At 40.1% G+C, this 22781-nt stretch carries 16 protein-coding genes; 9 read left to right on the forward strand and 7 right to left on the reverse strand.

Going from position 1 to position 22781, the window contains the following annotated elements; genetic code table 11:
* Positions 1–19: 19 nt before the first annotated feature.
* Positions 20–2959: an O-linked N-acetylglucosamine transferase family protein gene (locus NWP17_RS05225; protein ID WP_280653857.1), complete on the forward strand. Its 2940-nt coding sequence runs from the start codon at positions 20–22 to the stop codon at positions 2957–2959.
* A 54-nt stretch (positions 2960–3013) separates the two neighbouring features.
* Here the strand turns inward: NWP17_RS05225 and NWP17_RS05230 are convergent, their stop codons facing one another.
* The 3 genes from NWP17_RS05230 to NWP17_RS05240 form a co-directional block, all read right to left on the reverse strand.
* On the reverse strand, positions 3014–5206 hold the full coding sequence (locus NWP17_RS05230) for an O-linked N-acetylglucosamine transferase, SPINDLY family protein (RefSeq protein ID WP_280653858.1): 2193 nt from the start codon (positions 5204–5206) through the stop codon (positions 3014–3016).
* 138 nt (positions 5207–5344) lie between these two features.
* Positions 5345–5878 (reverse strand): type IV pilin-like G/H family protein, encoded by a 534-nt coding sequence (locus tag NWP17_RS05235; protein ID WP_280653859.1) that lies wholly within the window; start codon positions 5876–5878, stop codon positions 5345–5347.
* A gap of 107 nt (positions 5879–5985) precedes the next feature.
* Entirely contained in the window at positions 5986–7317 is a 1332-nt protein-coding gene (locus NWP17_RS05240) for a class I SAM-dependent methyltransferase (RefSeq protein ID WP_280653860.1), read from the reverse strand.
* A gap of 217 nt (positions 7318–7534) precedes the next feature.
* Here NWP17_RS05240 and trxB point away from each other — a divergent pair, with 217 nt between their 5' ends.
* Complete coding sequence (trxB, locus tag NWP17_RS05245) at positions 7535–8905, forward strand: thioredoxin-disulfide reductase (RefSeq protein ID WP_280653861.1); 1371 nt, start codon at positions 7535–7537, stop codon at positions 8903–8905.
* A 202-nt stretch (positions 8906–9107) separates the two neighbouring features.
* On the opposite strand, the gene polA is transcribed toward trxB, so the two are convergent.
* Entirely contained in the window at positions 9108–12035 is a 2928-nt protein-coding gene (gene polA, locus NWP17_RS05250; protein WP_280653862.1) for a DNA polymerase I, read from the reverse strand.
* Between the two features lie 412 nt (positions 12036–12447).
* Here polA and NWP17_RS05255 point away from each other — a divergent pair, with 412 nt between their 5' ends.
* A complete protein-coding gene (locus tag NWP17_RS05255) occupies positions 12448–13179 on the forward strand; it encodes a choice-of-anchor E domain-containing protein (protein ID WP_280653863.1) in 732 nt (243 codons plus the stop codon).
* 270 nt (positions 13180–13449) lie between these two features.
* On the forward strand, positions 13450–14277 hold the full coding sequence (locus NWP17_RS05260) for a Cof-type HAD-IIB family hydrolase (protein WP_425332647.1): 828 nt from the start codon (positions 13450–13452) through the stop codon (positions 14275–14277).
* A 146-nt stretch (positions 14278–14423) separates the two neighbouring features.
* Here NWP17_RS05260 and NWP17_RS05265 read toward each other — a convergent pair whose 3' ends face one another.
* A complete protein-coding gene (locus NWP17_RS05265; protein WP_280653865.1) occupies positions 14424–15260 on the reverse strand; it encodes a DALR anticodon-binding domain-containing protein in 837 nt (278 codons plus the stop codon).
* Between the two features lie 346 nt (positions 15261–15606).
* Between NWP17_RS05265 and NWP17_RS05270 the strand changes: the two genes are divergently transcribed.
* A complete protein-coding gene (locus NWP17_RS05270; protein ID WP_280653866.1) occupies positions 15607–16326 on the forward strand; it encodes a Crp/Fnr family transcriptional regulator in 720 nt (239 codons plus the stop codon).
* Positions 16327–16575: 249 nt separating this feature from the next.
* Here NWP17_RS05270 and NWP17_RS05275 read toward each other — a convergent pair whose 3' ends face one another.
* Entirely contained in the window at positions 16576–17589 is a 1014-nt protein-coding gene (locus NWP17_RS05275; protein WP_280653867.1) for a LysR family transcriptional regulator, read from the reverse strand.
* Positions 17590–17725: 136 nt separating this feature from the next.
* On the opposite strand from NWP17_RS05275, the gene NWP17_RS05280 reads away from it, so the two are divergent.
* The 4 genes from NWP17_RS05280 to NWP17_RS05295 all read left to right on the forward strand — a co-directional run bounded on the left by NWP17_RS05280 (position 17726) and on the right by NWP17_RS05295 (position 22182).
* Entirely contained in the window at positions 17726–18439 is a 714-nt protein-coding gene (locus NWP17_RS05280) for an NnrU family protein (RefSeq protein ID WP_280653871.1), read from the forward strand.
* A gap of 333 nt (positions 18440–18772) precedes the next feature.
* Positions 18773–19174 carry a thioredoxin family protein gene (locus NWP17_RS05285; protein ID WP_280653872.1) on the forward strand — a complete coding sequence of 134 codons (402 nt, stop codon included), beginning with the start codon at positions 18773–18775 and terminating at the stop codon, positions 19172–19174.
* 128 nt (positions 19175–19302) lie between these two features.
* On the forward strand, positions 19303–21354 hold the full coding sequence (locus NWP17_RS05290) for an NAD(P)H-quinone oxidoreductase subunit 5 (RefSeq protein ID WP_280653868.1): 2052 nt from the start codon (positions 19303–19305) through the stop codon (positions 21352–21354).
* A gap of 201 nt (positions 21355–21555) precedes the next feature.
* Positions 21556–22182, forward strand: a complete 627-nt coding sequence (locus NWP17_RS05295) for a hypothetical protein (RefSeq protein ID WP_280653869.1) — start codon at positions 21556–21558, stop codon at positions 22180–22182.
* Positions 22183–22299: 117 nt separating this feature from the next.
* Here NWP17_RS05295 and NWP17_RS05300 read toward each other — a convergent pair whose 3' ends face one another.
* A complete protein-coding gene (locus NWP17_RS05300) occupies positions 22300–22632 on the reverse strand; it encodes a DNA cytosine methyltransferase (protein ID WP_280653870.1) in 333 nt (110 codons plus the stop codon).
* Between the last annotated feature and the right edge of the window lie 149 nt (positions 22633–22781).

A 22781-nucleotide genomic window follows, 5' to 3' on the forward strand; every position in this document is an offset into this window, starting at 1 on the left:
AACATCTTCTGCTCAGAATTTGAGAACAAATTTACCGATTTATATAGTAATTATGGACTATCAAAGATTTCAACTACAGTTACCTGAACTATTTAATAATTGGGGAGAAGCAGCTTGTCATCCTAAATCAGACATTTTTCAATCTATCCTGACACAAGTTAATGGTATGATATCTCCTAATGTTATGCAACTGTTAAATTTTGCTGTATCTTGTCTGGATGAAGATGAAATTTACTGTGAAATTGGGACATTTCCAGGAGCAAGTTTAATATCAGCACTAATAAATAATCCAGATAAAAAAGCCTATGCAGTGGATGATTTTTCTGAATTAGATATAGAAAGCGACAATTTAGAAAAGTTAGCGAATAATATAGAAAAATTCAATGTTGCTAATCAAGTATTTTTTTGTTATCAAGGTTTTGAAGAATTTTTTAGGGAATTTAAAAACGAAGAATTGACAGATAAAATCGGTGTATATTTTTATGATGCCAGTCAAAACTACCGTTCTTATTTACTAGGATTACTTGCTGTTCAAACAGTCATTAGTCCTCAGTGTATCATGATCATTACCAATTGTCAATGGCAATCTTGCCAACAAGCTGTGAGAGATTTTGTTGCTACTCATTCCGCAGCCAGATTAATGTTAGATTTTGCTGATGAAGATTATTTATTATGGAATGGCATACAAATATTAAGTTGGGATATTTACAGAGATTTATCTGATGATATGACCTTAGACTGCCCAATTCAAGAATCTATCAATAACATTACAAAACTAGAAATAGCAAATTTTGTTGATTCTCAAGCCTCAAAAGCATCATTTTTATTTAAAAATAAACAGTATCTCCAAGCAGAGAAAATATATTTAAACCTATTGCAAGTTAATAAAAGTAATGCTAATATTTGGCACAACTTAGGGATTTTATATTATGAAAAAGGAGAATATTTACAAGCACTAGATTGTTTAAATCAAACGTTAAAAATTGATGATCGTCAAGGCATATATCATTATACAAGTGGTTTGATATTAGAGAAAGTCCAAATTGACCAAGCTATACAGGCTTATGAAACAGCTATTAAACTAGACCCCAATTTAATTGATGCTTATAATAATTTAGGAAATATTTTTTTAGGAAAAAATGAATTAGATAAGGCAGAATTTTTTTTTAAAAAAGCTATTAGCGCTAACCCATTGCATTTTGGTGGACATCTTAACTTAGGTAATTTATATTTAATAAATTACCGCAATATTAATGGAGCAATTTTATGTTATAAAAAGGCATTCGATCTTCAACCAAAAAGTGCTGATATTTTAGATAAATTAAGCTTGGCATATAAACTAAAAAACTGTCAATTAGAGTCTTTATTCTACAAAGGATTTTCCTATTTTCAACAAGGTGAATTTGAAGAAGCTATTCAACTGTATAAACAGGTAATCAGTATTAATCCTGAAGCTAACAACTCATACTTACATTTATTACGCAGCTTACACGCATTAGGCAAAACAAAAGAAGCTATTGAAGAAAGCCAATCAGTATTACATTTATTACCAAATAATTTACTAATTCAAATAGCCAGTTTGCGGGTCTTACCTCCTCTATACCAAGATATAGAAGAAATAGAAGCTTGTAGAAAATATTTTAAGGCGGGATTAGAGTCATTAGGGCAAAATCCCGACTTAGATACAGAGATAAATTCTAAAAATGTCTTGGAGGTTATTGGTAAGCAAACAAATTTTTATTTAGCATATCAATGTCAAAATGATGTAGATTTACAAAGAAAGTATGGGCAGATAGTCCATCAAATCATGGCCGCCCATTATCCTCAATGGTGTAAAGATTTACCATTTACCCATCTGCAACCAGGAGAGAAAATTAGAGTAGGTTACGTTTCTAGTCATTTGTATAATCATAATGGTGCAAATGGTTCTTTAGGATGGATTAAAAATCATAATCGCCAGAATTTCCAAGTTTACTGTTATCATGTTGGAGGGTATAGAGATGAGGTAACAGAACAGTTTCGATTATATAGTTATTCTTTTGTGCATATGCCCAATGATTTAGAGGCAATTTGTAAACAAATTATTATTGATAAACTGCACATTTTAGTATTTCCTGCCATTGGGATGAACCCGATAGATGCACAGCTGGCTAGTTTGCGATTAGCACCTGTTCAATGTATGGGGTGGGGACATCCTATAACCTCTGGGTTATCTACAGTTGACTATTATTTATCTAGTGAATTGATGGAACCTGAAAATGCTCAAGAACATTATTCAGAAACCCTAATCACCTTGCCAAATATAAGTATCTGTTATGAAAAGCCACTTTTACCTAAACTTAAGAAAACTCGTACAGAATGGGGGATAGCTGAAAATTCTATTGTTTATTTGAGTTGTCAGTCTACTTTTAAGTATTTACCACAATATGATTATATTTTCCCGGCGATCGCCAAACAAGTAACCAATGCCAAATTTTTATTTATCTCAGCACCAGAAGGTAAATATATCACAAATCTATTTCGTCAACGTTTGCAAAAAGCATTTGCTAAATTGGGTTTAGATAGTGAACAGTATTGTATTATCTTACCAAGACAAAGCCATGATGAATTTTTGCAATTATATCTAATTAGTGATGTTTACTTGGATACCTTGGGTTGGAATGGAGGATTTACAACTTTAAGTGCGATCGCCTCTAATTTACCTATAGTTACCTGTCCAGGTGAATTTATGCGTGGTCGTCATTCCTATGCTTTCTTAAAAATGTTAGGTATCACTGATACTATAGCTAATTCAGAAGCAGAATATATAGAGATAGCAGTTAAATTAGGATTAGATTCTCATTGGCGCTATAGCATCGCCGAAAGAATCAGTCAAAGTCACCATCGTGTTTTTGATGATAAAACCTGTGTTACGGCTTTAGAAGCATTTTATCAACAGGTGATAAATGAGAAATGTTAGTGTGTTGGTAGTCAGGACTTGAATGCTGGGTCACTAGGAAGTATTTACTGTTACCTATTTTTCCACATACTTTTGCCACATTTGTTGATAAGCATTCTCCATTTCCTGGGCAAATTTTTTACCATTCCATAGGGGTGAGGTTTGTTTTGACTGTCGCAACTTCCACGCTATTTGTTGTCTTAATTTTTCGTCTTTACCTAACCTTACACCCCATTCTATATACTCTGCATCACTCCAGGCTAAACCTTCTGTAACTCCCACATTCATCATCATGGTATAGCTGTTACGGGCTGCAAATTGTTCTCCCACTCTGGTTACTAAAGGTATACCCATCCACAGAGTTTCTAGGGTGGTGGTTGCACCGTTGTAGGGGTAGGTATCTAAAATTATATCAGCAATGGCTAAATTAGCGCGGTGTTCTGTATCTGTGGGTGCAGCAGGTAAAAATCTTAAGCATTCTAAATCAACTCCCTCTGCTTCAGCAATGGGGGTGATAAAGTCTTGTAAATCTTGATGATTAGCACGATGACTTTTAAGGAGAAAATAACTATGAGGAACTTGTTTAATAATTTGCATTTGTAACCGGATATTATGCGGATTACGTTTTAATCCGGTTTGGGAACTATAATAAACAACCCCGTCATTAGGAATATTTAAAGATTCTCTACTAATAGTTGGTGTTCCCACAATAAAGCCGTCAATACCAATATAATTTTTAGGTAGTCGCCAAATCTTCTCAGTATAATAATCTTGGGCTGATTGTGGTAAAACATAGTGATCAGCAATAAAATAATCAACCGTGGGAAAACCAGTAGCATCATAGCCTAACCAACTAACTTGAATAGGTGCTGGTTTAAGGGCTAAAATAGCACAACTACCATAGGAAGTTAAACTATCTAAATCTACCAAAATATCTATTTCATCTTGGTTAATTTTATCTGCCATTCCCACCATAGAGAGACATTCTTGATGAAAACGCTCACCAAATTCTTGTTTATAAGCTTGTTGTTTTGGGTCGTTAATATTCTCTCGTGAAGAATATAAATAAATATCAAATTGCTGCCGATTATGATATTTTAATAACCACCACGCCAAAATACCAACAGAGTGCGTGCGAAAACATTCTGATAAATAACCTATTCTCAAGGGACGTTCACTCAAACCAGGACGAGGGGATTGAAAACGTTTTTGATATTTATCGATATCTTGGGAAAAACTTTTCCATAACATCTGTTGACATAAAGCAGCTAATTTATTGCGAATTAATCTATTTTCACCGGGATTATCTTCCATGTATAGTAAATAGGAACCAACGGATAAAATTTGAATTAAACTTTCAGGTTTTCTGTTATTTGTAACAATGTTAGATAACAATAGTTTATATTTTTCATAGGCTTGCACAGATTCTTGCCAACTTTCACAAGCAGTTAATAATCCTTCTAGTAAAGAATGATTACCAACTATTTGAGCAATTGGTTCTTGAGCGATTTCTAAATATTTTTTCACCCAATCAATAGACTCTTTGAGATAATTATTCCCCAGAATTTGTAAAGGTACAATTACTTTTCTAATGCAATCTAAATTATTCGGTTCTAAACGGAGAGCCAATTTGGCAAAATAAACGGAAATATGGTACAGAGAAAACCGATAATAGGCTTCAGCCTTCCCGCTTAGTAGTTTAATAATAGTCTTTGATGTGGATAAATGAGGTATAAACGCTTCAACCAATAGCTCAACACAGGGAGGGGGAGTAACAGGATCAATATGAACTAATTTTTCAATCACCTGAATTAATAATTCTTCCTGAAAAACAGGGGGGTGTGTTAGTTGAGGTATAATAGCAATTAATTGATTAATATTTGTTTCCCAGTTTTGAATTTTTAAGTCAATGTCTAGATCAATTATGTTTAAAAGATTATTAATATCATCAGGGATAAATTCTCTCAGGTGTTGACGAATCACCCAAGCTAGTTGATAGTTAGAGTTGGCTGCTTGTTCTTGAGCAGCATTGGCTAAAATTTTTGTTAACTGTTGCAGCCATTCTGCTGACTCCTGTTCTCCAAATTCTAGTATAGGAGTCATCCATGTAATTTGTGCTTCTTCTTCTCTGCCCGCCAATAATAAGGCTAATCCTAAATACCAATAATTAGTCAATTCTAGGGGATTTTCGATAATTTTCTGTTCATATTCTTGAATGCTAACCAAAGTTGGAGTTGAATAAATTTGATTGTCTAACTGAGTACTCATGATGCAGAACCTGGAAGTGGTTGTTAATTTTATTAAAAGCAATGTAGGAATTAACATCGGTCAATCCCTAGATTAGGTGAAAAAAATGCCAGATGCGCTTCAATTCATCTAGCATTGCTAATCACTAAAAATTAAACTTTATTTCATATCTTCCATATTGCCGCCACATGATGCACCGGCGGCGGCTGTTGCTGCAGCAGGAGCTAATGTCGGTATAGCAACGTTGTTTACATTCTGTACTCCCTTGGTCTGACAGGCAATAGCTGTGGTTTGTCCACTGGCGAGAATGGCCACACCACCAGAAAAACCTCTGAGAGCAGTGATATCCTTTGGTGTGGCGAGAACACTGGCAGTGTTGGGACCTGCACCAAGAGTATATCTATAATCAGTGGTTTCACTAGAAATACCAATTTGCAGAGGTTCAACGGAAGCAGCAAACGCTGTGTTTTCTACTCGGTAAGACTGCTGCGCTTTGTTGACTGTAGAAACGTAGGTTTTTGCTTCTGATTGTTTGGCCTTGGCTGCTTGGTTGAGGAAAGAAGGCAAGGCAATGGCGGATAAAATACCAATGATGATAATAACAACCAGCAACTCAATTAAGGTAAAACCTTCGTCTTCTTTCTTTTTTTTGAGGATGTGTTGTAGAAACTTGGCTTTTAGTTCGGTCTTCATAAGTGTTTTATTTGTCGTGTAAGTAGGCTTTCCGTTCTGGACATAACTTACCCACTGCTAGTTAGTTTCATATCACCCCAGCAAAACAATTTTTTTATTTATGTGGCCTATGAAGCTTGAGGCTCTAACATTAGGTAACCAAGACTTTCTAGCTTGAATAGCAACTGTTGTACTATATTAAAGGCTTGCTGCTCATCTGTAGGGGTTAAGGTGACGGGATCAATTGGTCTAATTTTTTTCCAACGCTCCACTAGAGACATCATGTGCTGGGGTTGGTCTAATAAAGGGATTAAGCAAGGTGCTGTTGAGCTATCTATACTTACAAGTCCTTCTGAGGAGGATAAATATTGACTGATGGGAAACGGACGAACTTCTCTCACACAAGCTATGAGGTCTTCTTGGAATTGGGGTGTTTTTAACTGAGGACATAGATACACCTTAGCTGCTCGCCAATCAGAGTCACTCCATTTTGCAACTGGTAAGATGTGCTGTGCTGGGTGAGGATGACCACACCAAAAGTCAATGAGGCGATGAACGGGATGTAGTAGTTCAAATAACTGTAGGCGCTGTTCTATAGAGGTGTCTGGTAAGCTCATTCCTAGAAAAGCAGGTAAATTATCTGGCTCTTGGAATAAATCCATTAATTCCCAATCTCGCCAGTTAACCATACTAATAAACTCTAGGTCAGATGCTGCCAAAGCTGTAAACATATCAGTTACGGTGTAACCTTTATCGCCTTGAAACAGGAAGTTCATTAAAATTTGCTCTTTTCCGTCTTCTCCTTCATAACTGGAATTCCAGGTTGTTGCTTTTAGTTTGACGCTATCTTTTAGGGCTTTCATGGTGTCTACGACAATTTCCATTTCCATGTCTTCTGGATTTTCTTCTAGTAAACCCATCATGGTGAAGACTTTTTGAGCGTTGAAATAGTTAACTCTCTGAATAGAGCTATGTAAATTACTACGAATAATACCATCTGGTTTTAAAACTGCTTTCATGGCTTTTAGGGCTACGGTCAAGTCGGGAAAGAGATACAATAATTCATCACAGTTAATATAATCAAATTGGTAGTTTAAGGTGGGTAAATCCTCGACAGCTAAAACATGAAACTCTGCCTGATCAAATCCATGATACTCTAAGCGTTGTCGAGCTAATTTAATTGATTCTGCGGATATGTCAACACCGACTATTTTTGCCCCTGGATTGGCTTCTGCTAATACTAAAGATTTATAACCAGTGCCACATCCAGCATCTAAAATTAGTTTGTCTTTGGTATCTATAATTTTTTGGTTTCTTAGGTAATAAGATGTAACTAGGCTATGAGTATAAAGTAAATTGGATTGTGATTTAGGCGATGTATCAAGGGGTATTCTGGGATAGGGAGAACTGTCAAATTGCTGACGAATTTTTTCTAGTAACTCAGATTCTATATTTACCATGGCAACTTCTCCGGGAAATTTCGGGGTTTTCTGATGCAAAGCAACGAAAGTATAGCATTAGTTAACACACCTTAGCACATGATTAACTAGCTAATTTACCTAATTTTTAGATTTATAACACAGTACCACAGCAGGGCTTGCTATGTTTTCTTTGGTTGCTCTGTTGGAGCCGATTATGCTATATTAACCGTAGTCGTTATGAGTTTATTTAGGGATTATGACTAACCCGACTGTAGAAAACTTGGTTATTATTGGTTCTGGACCCGCCGGATATACAGCTGCTATCTATGCAGGAAGAGCGAATTTAAAACCGGTGGTATTTGAAGGCTTTGAAATGGGGGGTTTACCTGGTGGACAGCTGATGACAACTACGGAAGTAGAAAACTTTCCGGGCTTTCCTGAAGGTATTACTGGGCCGGAACTTATGGATCTAATGAAGGCGCAAGCTGAACGCTGGGGGGCTGAGTTATACACTGAGGATGTCATGTCTGTTGATTTGAGTCAGCGTCCTTTTATCATCCATTCCCAAGAAAGGGAAGTGAAAACCCATAGTATAGTTATAGCTACTGGTGCAACCGCCAAGCGTTTGGGTTTACCTAGCGAAGATAAGTTTTGGAGTCGGGGTATTTCTGCTTGTGCAATTTGCGATGGCGCAACACCAATTTTTCACGGTGTGGAGTTAGCTGTGATTGGTGGTGGTGACTCGGCTGCGGAGGAGTCTATTTATTTGACTAAATATGGTTCTAAGGTTAATTTGTTGGTGCGTTCTGGTGAGATGCGAGCGTCTAAAGCTATGCAAGACCGACTTTTGAGTAACCCCAAAATCCATGTGCATTGGTACACTGAGGCGGTGGATATCTTCGGTAATGGTCACATGGAGGGGGTGAGGGTGCGTAATAATCAAACGGGGGAGGAACGGGAACTCGAGGCTAAGGGTTTATTTTATGCTATTGGTCACACTCCCAATACTACTTTATTTAAGGGACAGCTAGAACTAGATGAGTTGGGTTACATTGTCACTAAGAACGGTTCTGTAGAAACGAGTGTGGAGGGTGTGTTTGCTGCTGGGGATGTGCAAGACCATGAATTTCGTCAAGCAATTACAGCAGCCGGTACTGGCTGTATGGGGGCTATGTTGGCGGAACGCTGGTTATCTTCAAGGAATTTAATTAGGGAGTTTCACCATCAGTCAGCTACAGCAGTTAATGAATTGGAACAACAGCCAAGCAAGAAAACTGAACCAGAGGAGGAAGCGGGATTTGATATCCAAGCCACTCGCCATGAAGGGGGTTATGCTCTGAGGAAATTATTCCACGAAAGCGATCGCTTGCTGATGGTAAAGTACATTGCTCCTGGGTGCGGTCCTTGTCACACTCTCAAGCCCATCTTAAATAAGGTGGTGAATGAGTTTGAGGGTAAAATTCATTTTGTAGAAATTGACATTGACCAAGACGGCGATATTGCTGAAAATGCTAACATCACCGGAACACCAACAGTTCAATTCTTTAAGGATAAGGAATTGCTCAAGGAAGTTAAAGGGGTGAAGCAAAAGAGCGAATATCGTCAGATTATTGAAAGTAATCTTTAGGAAATGGGGAATAGTAAAGATTTCTGTTGAGGAGATTTTTGAGAGCAAGATCCCTGATCTATTGCCAAATTCGGGGATCTGGGCTTATGTTTTGTTGGTAAGTTGTGCTAGGTTTGATTGTTGAAGGTTTAAATACCAATTGGATGATCTGAAATAGGGAGTTTATGGGCAATCATATGTAACTATTTTTAACTATTTTTAACTATTTTGTCTCCATCCAATTATTACCAGCCCTGACTTCTACTAGTAACGGTACAGTCAAAGATACGGCATTTTCCATGACTGATTTAATTTGTGGTTGCAACTCTTCCCACTCCTGGGGGGGAACTTCAAATACTAACTCGTCGTGAACTTGTAATAACAATCGCGCCTGATATTTCTGCAGGACATCATCCAGTCGGATCATGGCAATTTTAATGATATCAGCACTAGATCCTTGAATGGGAGCATTAGCGGCAGAACGTAATAAACCGGCGTTGTCAGCACCCAGATTTTTTAACTTACTCAGGTCAATCTCTTCTGGGTTAGTGCCTTTGAGTTGTCGTAAAGTGTTATTGGTAAACTCAAAATAACGCCGACGACCGAGAATGGTTTGTACATAACCCTGGGCGATCGCTTGTTTTTTTACTCTTTCTAAATAAGCAAAAACTTGGGGATAACGTGTATTAAACCGTTTAATAAACTCATTGGCAATGGTTTTATCTATGCCTGTGGAACGGGAAAACTTCAGCGAACCCATACCATAGATTACACCAAAATTAATTGTTTTGGCGATTCGGCGTTCATCTGCTGTAATATCTGACTTTTCAAAAACCAATTGAGCAGTTACTGTGTGAATATCTTGATTTTGCTGATATGCTTGTAATAACTTTGGTTCTTGACTTAAATGAGCCAAAATCCGCAACTCTATTTGTGAATAATCAGCCGCAGCCATTAAATATCCTGATTGTGGCACAAAGGCTTTACGAATCTGCCGACTAAAGGCCGTGCGAATGGGGATATTTTGTAAATTGGGATTAGAGGAAGATAACCTGCCTGTGGATGTTACTGTTTGATTAAAATTAGTATGCACTCGCTGAGTATCTGAACGTACTAAGGTCGGTAAAGCATCTACATAAGTTGATTTTAATTTAGATAGGGTGCGGTACTCAATAATGGCATCAACAAATCCAGTTTGATCAATTTCTTGGAGTTTTTCTAATGTTGCTGCATCTGTGGAGTATCCGGTGGCAATTTTCCGGGAATATTTGGTACTTAATCCCAGTTTATCAAATAAAATCACGCTCAACTGTTTAGGGGAACCTAAATTAAATTTTTCCTTAGCTATGGAGGTTGCTTGTTCTTGTAACTTAGCTAAGTCTATATCTAACTGCTGAGAAAGTTCCTGCAAATAAACTGAATTAATGGCAACTCCTGTATATTCCATTTCCGCTAAAACTTGTTCTAGGGGCTGTTCCACTTCTACTAATAACTTGTGCAAATGCGGGAATTTTTTTAGTTCCTCTTGTAATTTTGCCACGAGTTGAAATGTGGCGTAGACTTGCAAACAGCAATAGTCAGCCACTGTGGCAATATTTATATCAGCGATGGTTTGCCCTTTGGTAACTAAATCTTGATAATTTTGGAGATTTAATCCTAAATAACGCAGTGATAAATCGTTCAGGTTGTGGCTAGTATCAGGATTAAGAACATAACTAGCTAACATGGGGTCGAAAATAATTCCTCCTAATTTAATTCCTTGACAGCGAAAAACCAAGTAGTCAAATTTGGCATTTTGGAAAGTTTTTGGATAGCTAGCACTGGTGAGAATTGGCTGGAGTGCTGACAGTACGAGATTTTGACTCAAATTTTCGCCGCCTTTATGGGCTAAAGGAATATAAGCTGATTCATCAGGTTTTGTTCCCCAACAGCAGCCAATTCCTACTAAGGTGGCGTTTCTTGGTTCTAAGTCGGTTGTTTCTGTATCCCAAGCCACTGGTATTTCTGGGTTGGTGAAGGTTTGCAGCAGTTTTACTAACTCTGTGAGTTGGGCTGGAGAATTAATAATTTGTGGTTTAATCGGTAAACTAGCTTGCTGTGGTAGTGCTGCTGTGTCCGTAGGACTGAAAAACCACAGGTCATCTTCTTCTTGTGGTTCTTTGTTTAATTGTTCTGGGTTAGGAATTGGTGAGGTTTCTGTAATCTCTCCCCCAAAGCGTTGCTGAAGTTGGTTAACTTGATTTAAAAAAGTTTTAAATTCTAACTTTTCTAAAATGGGGATAAGAACATTAGTATCAAATCCTGTTAATTGGCAATGTTGTAAATTAACTTCTAAAGGAACATCTAGGACAATTTGGGCTAAGTATTGGGATTTATCCGCATCTTCTTTCCCGTCCCTTAGTTTTTTCTGAGTTGCGCCTTTAATTTCATCTAAACAAGCATAAATTTGTTGAAGAGAACCGTATTTACTAAGTAATTCTACTGCTGTTTTTTCCCCAATTCCCTTGACACCAGGAATATTATCTGATTTATCACCACAGAGGGCTTTAAAATCAACAATTTGCTGGGGTAATAAACCTAGTTTTGCCTGAACTTCTTTTGTACTAAACTCAGTGATGCTGTTTGTGGAGCGTTTGAGAGCATCTGGACTAAAATTTAAGACGGTGATTTGCCTATGAGGGTCGATGAGTTGAAATAAATCGCGATCGCCTGTGAGAATTTTCACCTGATAGCCTGCTGTGCTGGCTTGTTGGGCTAAAGTTCCTAGCACATCATCTGCTTCATAACCGGGAGCAGTAAAAATACTTAGGTTAAAGCCTGTTAGCAATTCCTGGAGATTTTTTAAATCAGGAACAAAGTCTTCTGGTGTTCCCGGACGATCTGCTTTATAGGTATCATCAGCTTCGTGGCGAAAAGTGGGTAATCCTAAATCAAAAGCAATAGCCATGGCTTGTGGTTGTTCTCTTTCCATCACCTCCAACAGACATTTGAGAAAGCCAAAACATACACTGGTAGGAATCCCTGACTTAGTACGCAGTCCCCCATCTCGTCCTTTAGCGAAGGCAAAATAGGAACGAAATGCCAAAGAGTGCCCATCTACCAGGATAAAGGTAGGGCGTATTGTGGTGAGAGCATCGCAACTTTGAGACATAAACCTATTGTAACCTTAGCATTCTAAGATAGGGAAATTATAATTTCCGTATAAATAGCATAGCAGTTTCCCGGTTCATGAAGTAGTATGTCGATAATCTGTATTTCATAAGCATATAGAGGTACATTGTCAGCAAGCAGGATGCTGGCGCTACAAGATGATCATTTACATTTGTATCCCACGTGTTTAATCAATGCCATATGCGGTGGAGCTACCGTCGGGCAGATGGGAAGTAACGCCGATAGAAGTGATGCTGAAATCCCCCGACTTTAGGACTGGGGAGTGTCAAAGAAGTTTCCTAATCAAATCTTTATACAAATTTACGTATATATATCATGACTACCAGACAGACTTGTGAGTTTAAATGTATATGAGTAATAACACAATCGTTAGGTGCAAAACATCGTTTTCTATGAAAACTAAACTACTCAAATATCTGGGTGCAGCCACAACCCTAGCGGGGATAATGGTCACTACAGGAACTGCCAACGCGGCTTCACTCACCCGCATAGCGTCTACAGATTTCGCTCTGACAGATATCATCAACTCACCTCTAAGCATTGAAAAGTTTGACCCATCCCTAGGTAAACTTAACAGCGTTCAGCTAGACTTTACCAGCGACCTCACCGGAGATGCAGGTTTTGAAAATAGAAGTAAAGTTGCATCTACAGTGACAGTTAAATTAGGTGCCGAGATCAACTTAACTCAGGATAAATTAGACCTATCGTCTCTCTTCCCCATTACTCCTGTGAGTGAGCAATCCTATTCAGTGTCTAAGTTTGACGGTAAACTTGATTTTGGCGGTACTTCTGGAAATACTGTAGCTGGGCTGACGGCTACACAGTCCACTAGTACAATCTTTACTGATGTATCAAATTTGGCATTATTTACTGGCACAGGAAACCTAGAATTTTTATACTCAGCCTTGGCTAACTCATCTGTGTCAGGTTCTGGCAATATTACATCTTTTGTGGATACATTAGCCAAAGCAAGTCTGTCAATTACATACAACTACAGTGATTCGGATAGTGTTGGTTTGAAGACTGTTCCTGAACCGTCTGCTGCACTGGGAATAGGGTTATTTGCGGGAATTGGTCTGTTGTCACAACGCAAAAAAGCCTGGTTGAAAATTTCTAACTTCTAAAGGTTTTGATAGGTGGTACTTTTGGCTACTGTGTCAAGTTATCCTTAGAGAACTATGGCTTTTGAAAAGTTGAGTGTTTCTCTTGGAAAATCTGGAAACAGGTTCTACGGGAAAATTATCAAATTTAATGGAAGAAAACCCGAAAACCGGGTTTTTTTGTGTGGAATACAATACTCCTAAACACACTGCGATCAAAAACTTGACATCTCCCATGGTTTAACCTGCGAGTGGGATGCTCGCACTACAAGAAGATCATTTACATTTCAGGCTATGGCGATGCTGGACATAAAATTATTGGTTCTCGATATAGATGGCACAATTTCAGGAAGTTCTAACAAGTTGAGCGAACCTGTGAAGGGGGCGATCGCTGCTGTGCAAGCTAAAGGAATTCAGGTAGCCATTGCCACTGGTAGGATGTATTGTTCAGCTTTACGCTTCCACCAAGAAATTAACTCAGTACTACCACTAACAGCTTATCAGGGAGCCTGGATTCAAGATCCAGCTAGTCAGAAAATTCATCGCCATTGGCCTGTTTCTAGAGATATCGCCTATCAGCTACTAGACTATTTTGAACAGCCCCAACTGCGATGGCTTTTATCAGTCCACTTTTACGTCAATGACCAACTTTACGTCCGGGATTTGAGCCAAGAAACTCGAATTTATGCAGAACGTTCCGGTATTACCCCTATTCCCGTGGGGGATTTGCGCCGAGTCCTCACCCATGAACCCACAAAGATATTGGCTTTGTGCGAAGATACAGAATTGATCAACTGGCTGATGGGGGATTTGCGCCGCCAATACACACCAGCTGAACTTTATCTCACCACATCCGTTGCTACTTTTTTTGAAGCCACTAACCCCTTAGTGAATAAGGGAACTGCGGTGCGCTACATAGCCGAAGAACTCCTAGGCTTACAAAGTAACAATGTCATGACCATTGGTGATAACTTTAATGATGTAGAAATGCTCCAATATGCCGGCATTGGTGTGGCTATGGGTAATGCTCCTTCTGGTGTGCAAGCGATCGCTCAATGGGTAGCTCCTACTGTAGACCAAGATGGAGCAGCGACGGCTATGGAAAAGTTTTTGTTATCTTAATCAAAAAACTCAATGAAATCAGAAAAGGCACCGACGACTGGCCGTGTTTCGTCTCGGTGCCTTCGCTGGTTCGCTCCTCACACACCTGACAATATAGCCGAAGTGATGAAATGAGTCAATAGTTCGGAGAAAAATTTTTTGCTTTTCTATAACTCCACAGGGGCAAAAGCCCCGAACTTGTTTACTAATAAACGCTTCAAAACGGATTGAGTAGCTATGATTAATCCCAGTCTAGCTTGGGCTAATTCCGGTGAAGAAATTTCTTTTTTTCCTAAAATACGGCACTGACACCAAAAAGCCTCAAAAGCTTGACTTAAATCCAGTGATATTTTTTCCCAGTTCACTGCACCAGACAAATCAGGACTTTCTAAATTGTCTATCACTTCTACTAACTTGCTAATTACCTCACCCTCAGCCGGGTGATTAAGCCGGAATTTCTGTTCATCTTCCAGCCAAGGTATTGGCTGATCTGGGAACAAACGACTTTTATCTGCCGTCGGTTCTTTAAGTTTAATCAATCCTTCTCCGTGAGCTAGCTGCACCAGTGAGTAGCAGCGTGCATGAGCATATTGAATAGCAAATAAGCAAGACTGATTTTGGATGGTAATTTTGCCTTGACCCCTGTCGTTATCTCGTCCTACACCGCTGTTGACGAGGCTTTGTAACCAAGCAGCTAAAAATAGATCGGTTAATTCTAAATAAATCCATCCGGGAGGAACTATTTGCACGCTCACAACGTCCCTAGCGATCGCTGATAGGTGACAGGCAATCCCACTGGCTATTTCCATACCTCGTTGATGATCAGATTTCGCCAATCCCACCGCTACACCTGAAATATATAAAACTCGACTATTTTTTTTAGGTTGATTTTTAACTTTATGTAAAGGAAATTTTTTAGTTTTTATGCTGGTCAACTCACTTTTAATAGTATAAATACTTAGCAATTCCAGCAAATAACTATATAATAAACTTTTAATTGCCATGTGCTTGTTCACTAGTAGCTTTTGATATACTATAGAACTATGCTCAAAAGATATTTCTGACTGATTTGTATATTTTGGTCAGCTATCTTAAGATATAAATCTAATCTTGATGAAGGAAAATGAGAGTAGCATAAAATTTGATGAATATTCCATGAATAGTAAGTAAACTTTACTACAAACATTGTACAGTAGGAAGTATAACAGAAGAGTAGAGTGCTAACTCAACGCTTTTCTACTCTTGGAATGGCTGGCGCTGTCAGGCGTTAAGCCTACTCCGCCAACACAAAGACACTCCTTGCACCCTTTTATTACGTCTTTGTCTTCAGCCAACCACTCTTTGTTACTTATGCAATCTCCATCTTCTTTTTCTGAGGCATCACGGCCTTTTTTGACTTGGCAACGCATTCTCGACTGGGCTCAAGAACACTACCGTTGCCGTACCTTTAGCAAAGATGAGCGCATTCCAGCCCGACCTGGACTGCTCTACTTGGTGCAAAGGGGAGCCATCCGCATGGTAGGAACCGCACAAGTTAGTGCCACCGCCAGTCAGCTAACTTCGCGACGAATTAACAGAACTCCAGAAGAGGCCTTCTTGGGTTTTGTCGGCGCGGGACAACCGTTTGAAATTGTTGCTCAGTCCCCATTCACACTTCAAGCATACGCTCACGTTGACCAAACTGCGGTGCTGTGGATGTACTGGCACGACCTGGACAACTGGCCTCACTTTCGGCGTGAAGTCATGGATGCCTTTAGGTATCAGCATCAGCGTAAGTTGCTGTGGCTGAGTGCCTTGGGACAACGGCGGACTATTGACCGACTCTTAGGATTCCTGACACTATTGATTGAGGAATATGGAGAACCGTCCATGAGCGAAACTGACCCGGACGTGATTCGTGGCTATTGTCTGCCCTTCCCCCTGACTCATGCCCAAATTGGTAGCGCTATCGGTTCAACTCGTGTAACTGTAACTCGCTTGATGGGCAAATTGCGTCAACGCGGCTTGATCCTGACCCAGGGCGATAATCTCATTTGTTTACCTGCGGAGTCCATCAATCGAGTTGGCTAAAACGCAATTCAAAGCTGATGAAAAAGTCCACAGAAAGTTAGAGTCAGCAACACCTACTTGCTGTTGGGTTTAACCAATCTGTTTGACCACCACAAACAGATTTAACTGAATTGGGTAATCTGTTGACTAAAAAATCTGAGTACTCAATTGGTTTGTTTCACAGCAATAAAAGCAGAAATCCCACGGGCTTTTAGTCGTGGGATTAATGCCTAGGGGGGATTTTGCGGAAGTAATGCTAATAAGCAGATGTTAGCTGACTTCAGGAGAAGCAGTGGTATCTGTATCTATTGTATTTACCACCAACTTTGTTTGTGACAATTTTAACAAATTTTCATCCCACCCAGAGCCAGCAAACAAGGGCAAAACCTCTCTAATGAAGGCTTCTGCTGCCTTAGAACGATAGCGATTAGGACTAACAATCATCCACAGCGTCCGCTTGACTACCAGACCTTCAATGGTGGGACATCGTAGTAAACCCATTTGTAATTCTTTAGTTATGGCTGAGGTGGAGACAAAGGCAGCACCCAGACCAGATTGCACAGCATTTTTGATGGCTTCTATGGAATTGAGTTCCATTTCTAATTTAAAACGCTTGGTATCAATACCAGAGCGTGCTAGTACCTGGTCAATCATCTTGCGGATGGTTGATTGTGAGTCCAGAGCAATGAATTGTAATTTATATAGGTCTTCTTTATCAATTTTCTCCAGTTGAGCTAGGGGATGGAATGTCGGTAGAATTAGGGCTAGTTCATCCTCTGCGTAAGGGATAACTTCCAAAGATTCTGCGAGTTCCGAGGGAACTTCACCGCCAATAATGGCCAGATCAACCTGTCCATTAGCTACACTCCAAGCAGTTCGCCGGGTAGAGTGGACGTGTAACTGCACAGCCACATCGGGATATTTTTGTCGGAACATACCGATCATTTGAGGTAACAGATAAGTGCCAGTGGTTTGAGAAGCGCCGACAATTAAAGTACCACCTTGGAGATTTTTTAAATCTTCCAAAGCCCGGCAGGTTTCCTGACAGAGGCTGAGAATTTTTTCACCGTAGCTTAAGAGTAGATACCCAGCTTCAGTTAATTCTGCCCGTCGCCCGGCACGGTCAAATAAAAACACATCTAACTGCCGTTCTAAAGTTTGGATTTGCAAACTCACAGCAGGTTGGGAGATGTAAAGACTATCCGCGGCTCGCCTGAAGCTCCCTTCTGCAATGATCGCTTTCAGGATACGTAACTGATCTAAAGTAAAGGGAACATCAAACATAAGGCTCAACCTCACAAATTTTTAAAGGAGCAGCTGGGGCAACAAATTATGTTTCTCAGCTTTTCACCGGGCTTGTTTTGCTGCATCTTCTCACCTCAATGTAAATTTTTGTTAAATTACTTTAACCATGTATACAATGCTAGATTCTTGGCTGACTCCCAGTCATTTTGTCATGTTCGGGTTACAATTAGTGTTTGCCATCGCCCATAGTGGGGGAGCGGCACTACGTCCTTGGGCGGAAAAACACCTAGGACCGAGGCTTTATCGTATTTGCTTTGCATTAGTTAGTTTACCCCTAGCTGTGGTCTTAATTATTTACTTTTTCAACCATCGCTATGATGGCTGGCAAGTTTGGCAAGTCCAAGGGATACCAGGGGTAAAGGCAGTAGTTTGGGTGTTATCAGCAGTTTCTTTTGTATTTTTGTATCCTGCTACTTTTAATTTACTGGAAATTGCCGCCATTCAAAAACCCCAAGTCCACTTGTTCGAGACGGGAATTATTCGTGTTACTCGCCATCCTCAGATGGTAGGACAAGTAATATGGTGTTTTGCCCACACTCTGTGGCTGGGAACTAGCTTTACCCTGGTTACCTCTTTGGGGTTAATATTACATCACTTGTTTGGAGTCTGGCATGGCGATCGCCGCCTTGCTGCTCGTTATGGTGAGGCGTTTGTTATTGTCAAACAGAGAACATCAATTATTCCTTTCCAAGCAATTATTGATGGTCGTCAATTTTTCCAATGGCAGGAATTTCTCCGCCCTGCTTATTTAGGTGTAGTAGTTTTTATAGTTCTGTTTTGGTGGGCGCATCCCCTGTTAATTGTAGCGACTAATAGGATAGCATGGTAGTTTGAGATGATCCCTGTTATCGAAAAAAAATATAAGTTAGCAAAAATTTGTGCTGATCAACTGCTACCAAATCAAGGTAGGATAAATTTACATAGGTTGTCAGTAGGGGTGCGCTTAGTCAGTTAGATATTTGGTTTGGGTGTTCTACCAGTCAAATCCTTGTGCTAGGGAGATGATGATACAGTAATTTAATTTCCTTAGCTACAGCATCAAAATCAACCCTCAAATACATAATCATGCTTTAGCTCAAGCTGATGAGTGGAAATCACTGGCTTGGCAAGTTCTGCTACTGACAACCAGTTTAATAAAAAAACATTAAAATCTAGAGGCATCATGGTGTTGTCGGTTAGTGAGCGGACATTTACTCAAGAAGTTTTACAATCTTCTATTCCTGTTCTAGTTAATTTTGAAGCCCCCTGGTGTGGCTTGTGTCGGATTATTCACCCCCTACTATTACAATTTAATGCTCAATATGGGGATAAAATTAAATTAGTAGGGGTGAACGCGGATAATAATTTTAAACTGGCTAACACCTACCGACTCAAGTCACTGCCGACTTTACTGTTGGTTGAAAATGGCATGGTTCGCCATCGCTTAGAAAGTTTCCGCAGTAAAGAAGATTTACGTCTAGCTTTAGAAGCAATTAAACTCACTTACAACACCAATTCTAAAACGTACAATCATCTGACCAAAACAATGGCATTAGAAGCTCGTCTTTCTGGGACGGCTTTTTAGTGTGTTATAATGCAGGAGCAGTGGGCATGGGGCATCGGTAGGGTACAGAATCCCCGATCCTTTGGGACGGGGAGTGTTAATAATAGATACGCTAACTTAGTCAAGGATTCTCAAATTAAGGGTCAGTGATGGAAGTAATCTATGAATATGCCTGGCTAATTCCGGTATTTCCCCTTGTAGGAGCAATGCTGGTTGGTCTGGGGTTAATTTCTTTAAATCAGGTGACCAACCGCCTGCGACAACTCAACGCTGTAGTGATCATCTCCTTGATGGGCGCAGCTATGGGTTTGTCTTTGGCCTTGCTGTGGAGCCAAATTCAAGGACACGCGCCTTATCTCCGCACTCTGGAATGGGCAGCAGCAGGCAATTTCCATTTGAGTATGGGCTACACTATCGACCACTTAACAGCTGTGATGCTGGTAATTGTCACTACAGTAGCTTTATTGGTCATGGTATACACCGATGGCTATATGGCCCATGACCCTGGATACGTGAGGTTTTACGCCTATCTCAGTTTATTTGGTTCCTCTATGTTGGGTTTAGTGGTTAGTCCCAACCTGGTGCAAATCTACATATTCTGGGAACTGGTGGGGATGTGTTCTTACTTGCTGGTGGGCTTTTGGTACGATCGCAAAGCAGCAGCAGATGCTTGTCAAAAGGCATTTGTGACTAACCGGGTGGGGGACTTTGGTCTACTGCTGGGCATCCTGGGACTATTCTGGGCTACGGGTAGTTTTGATTTTGGGGTGATAGGCGATCGCCTTTCCCAACTCATAGAAACAGGTTCTATCAGCAACTTGTTAGCCATTCTGTTGGCGATTTTAGTGTTTTTAGGTCCAGTGGCTAAATCCGCCCAATTTCCTCTCCACGTCTGGCTACCAGATGCCATGGAAGGACCTACTCCCATTTCTGCTTTAATCCATGCTGCCACTATGGTAGCAGCAGGTGTGTTCCTCATTGCCAGGATGTACCCGGTTTTTGAGCACGTCCCAGCTGCTATGAATGTCATTGCCTTTACGGGGGCATTTACAGCGTTTTTAGGGGCGAGCATTGCCATTACCCAAAATGACATCAAAAAGGGTCTAGCCTACTCCACCATCTCCCAATTAGGTTACATGGTGATGGCTATGGGATTAGGCTCATACAGTGCGGGGCTGTTCCACCTCATGACCCATGCTTACTTCAAGGCCATGTTATTCTTGGGTTCTGGTTCGGTAATTCACGGCATGGAAGGAGTGGTTGGTCATGACCCTGCCTTAGCGCAGGATATGCGATTAATGGGAGGAATGCGAAAGTATATGCCCATCACAGCCATTACCTTCCTAGTTGGTTGTTTGGCAATTTCCGGTATTCCGCCTTTTGCTGGTTTTTGGTCAAAAGATGAAATTCTCGGCAGCGCTTTTGAAGTTAGCCCACTACTATGGTTGATTGGTTGGGTAACTGCGGGCATTACAGCTTTCTATATGTTTAGAATGTACTTCATGACATTTGAAGGACAATTCCGGGGTAATGACCAGAAAATTAAGGATCAACTCCAAAAAGGCGCAACATCTTCACCAGCGCCTAATTTTGGTCCAGGAGCAATGAAACAAGGAGAATTGGCAGCACATGGTGGTCATCATAGCCATACCCCCCATGAATCTCCTTGGACAATGACTTTGCCTTTGTTGGTGTTGGCCATACCTTCAATTGCCATTGGTTTGGTAGGTACACCCTATGCTAACTACTTCGAGGAGTTTATTTTTCCCCCTAGCGAAACCCTCACCGAAGTTTTAGAAAAAGCTGCACAGTTCAACCCCACAGAGTTCTACATTATGGCCGGGGCTTCCGTGGGTATTTCCTTAATTGGTATTACCCTAGCCTCTTTGATGTATTTGTGGCGTAAAATTAACCCCGCGGCCATCGCCTCTCAAATTCAACCTGTCTACGAGCTATCTCTGAACAAGTGGTACTTTGATGACATTTACCATCGTGTATTTGTTCTCGGCTTACGTCGCCTAGCAAGACAAGTTATGGAAGTTGACTTCCGGGTGGTAGATGGTGCTGTTAACCTGACAGGCTTGTTCACCCTCGTCAGTGGTGAAGGTTTGAAATACCTAGAAAATGGTCGCGCTCAATTCTACGCCTTAATTATCTTTGGGGCTGTTTTGGGCTTGGTGATTGTTTTTGGTGTCACCTAATTTTTACAGGGGTGGACGTTTGTCTGCCCCTATCTGATCTCCAACAGTTTATACAAGTTCCCTGTTCTAAACTTTGTAGGTGTTGGTTGAGTGATAATGTTCTCTGGTTTAAAGTGTAACTATATGAGTTTTAACTATGGACTAGTATAAATAGCAGTATATAATAAATCTAGAGAACCAAATTAAACCATTTTATCCCCCATGACTTACACTCCCGATGATGTTTGGCGCTTGTTAGGTGAGTTGATTGCTGCTCAAAAAGAAACAGAGCGCATTCTTAAAGAGCAATCCCAAGAAACAGAGCGGCGTTTCCAAGAAACCGATCACCGTTTCCAAGAAACAGAGCGCATCCTTAAAGAGCAATCCCAGAAAACAGACCGGCAAATTCAGCGAGTTAGTCAGGACATAGGTAAACTAGGTAATCGTCTGGGGGAGTTTGTGGAATGGCAAGTGCGCCCTGCTGCGGTACAGTTATTTCAACAGCGAGGTATTGATGTTCATGAACTCCAAGCAGGTGTATCTGTTAAACGCAACGGCGAAGGTTTGGAAATTGACTTATTAGTAATTAATGATACAGAGGCAGTATTAATAGAAGTTAAGAGTAAATTAACTCAACCGGATGTGGATAAACATTTAGAGCGGTTAGATAAGTTTAAGCGTCTTATGCCTCGATATCAAGATGTCCGGGCGATGGCAGCAGTAGCCGCTATGGTAGTACCAGATGAAGTGAGGGATTATGCTTATAGTCAGGGTTTATTTGTCTTAGCTCAGTCCGGTGATAACCTGGTAATTTTAAATCAACCCAATTTTCACCCTAGAACTTGGTAGACTCTCCTTTTTTCATAGGTGGGTAGTGGTACATAGTAAAAATTACGCCTTGCTGATTGGAAATATAAATTTATTTGTCTCACGCAGAGGCGCTCCAGTCGCGGAGGGAACTGAAAGCTAAACTTCTAAAGTTTTGAGCAATTCCTTAGTTATATACTCAACTACAGCTATAGGAACAGCATTACCAAAGTGTTTTCTGGCAATATCATCTCTTTCATGATATTCAAAGTTGGTAGGAAACCCTTGTAACTTACAGGCGTGTTTTGCAGTAATTGGTATATATTTTTTCTTTTTATATATTCTTTCTAAAAAAAGATTTTTATACTCTTCCGGATGACTAGCATAAATTGATACTGTTGCTATATAGTCTTTAGCGCCAGTGGCAGTTAAAGTTGGCACAATATCAGCAGTAGGTAAAATAATGCGGTAAATATCATTAATACCTGTCATATTTTTAGACAGGACTTACGCAACTGGCACAGGCGATCGCTATATTATAGTATTTGTGTACTGAAATAAGTGACACAACTAGCACAAATAGTGGGCGGGCTTCGCGGTAGCAAAGCGACAAATTGAATCAAACCAAACACATAGAAATA

It is taken from the genome of Chrysosporum bergii ANA360D (assembly GCF_029891735.1).
GTDB lineage: Bacteria > Cyanobacteriota > Cyanobacteriia > Cyanobacteriales > Nostocaceae > Umezakia > Umezakia bergii.

Bases quoted from the DNA above. Each gene is read 5' to 3' on its own strand.
- NWP17_RS05260 (WP_425332647.1), top strand. From the start codon at position 13,450: ATGGCGATGCTGGACATAAAATTATTGGTTCTCGATATAGATGGCACA.
- NWP17_RS05300 (WP_280653870.1), bottom strand. From the start codon at position 22,632: ATGACAGGTATTAATGATATTTACCGCATTATTTTACCTACTGCTGAT.
- NWP17_RS05295 (WP_280653869.1), top strand. From the start codon at position 21,556: ATGACTTACACTCCCGATGATGTTTGGCGCTTGTTAGGTGAGTTGATT.
- NWP17_RS05265 (WP_280653865.1), bottom strand. From the start codon at position 15,260: ATGGCAATTAAAAGTTTATTATATAGTTATTTGCTGGAATTGCTAAGT.
- NWP17_RS05270 (WP_280653866.1), top strand. From the start codon at position 15,607: ATGCAATCTCCATCTTCTTTTTCTGAGGCATCACGGCCTTTTTTGACT.
- NWP17_RS05230 (WP_280653858.1), bottom strand. From the start codon at position 5,206: ATGAGTACTCAGTTAGACAATCAAATTTATTCAACTCCAACTTTGGTT.
- NWP17_RS05290 (WP_280653868.1), top strand. From the start codon at position 19,303: ATGGAAGTAATCTATGAATATGCCTGGCTAATTCCGGTATTTCCCCTT.
- polA (WP_280653862.1), bottom strand. From the start codon at position 12,035: ATGTCTCAAAGTTGCGATGCTCTCACCACAATACGCCCTACCTTTATC.
- NWP17_RS05235 (WP_280653859.1), bottom strand. From the start codon at position 5,878: ATGAAGACCGAACTAAAAGCCAAGTTTCTACAACACATCCTCAAAAAA.
- NWP17_RS05280 (WP_280653871.1), top strand. From the start codon at position 17,726: ATGCTAGATTCTTGGCTGACTCCCAGTCATTTTGTCATGTTCGGGTTA.
- NWP17_RS05285 (WP_280653872.1), top strand. From the start codon at position 18,773: ATGGTGTTGTCGGTTAGTGAGCGGACATTTACTCAAGAAGTTTTACAA.
- trxB (WP_280653861.1), top strand. From the start codon at position 7,535: ATGACTAACCCGACTGTAGAAAACTTGGTTATTATTGGTTCTGGACCC.
- NWP17_RS05240 (WP_280653860.1), bottom strand. From the start codon at position 7,317: ATGGTAAATATAGAATCTGAGTTACTAGAAAAAATTCGTCAGCAATTT.
- NWP17_RS05255 (WP_280653863.1), top strand. From the start codon at position 12,448: ATGAAAACTAAACTACTCAAATATCTGGGTGCAGCCACAACCCTAGCG.
- NWP17_RS05275 (WP_280653867.1), bottom strand. From the start codon at position 17,589: ATGTTTGATGTTCCCTTTACTTTAGATCAGTTACGTATCCTGAAAGCG.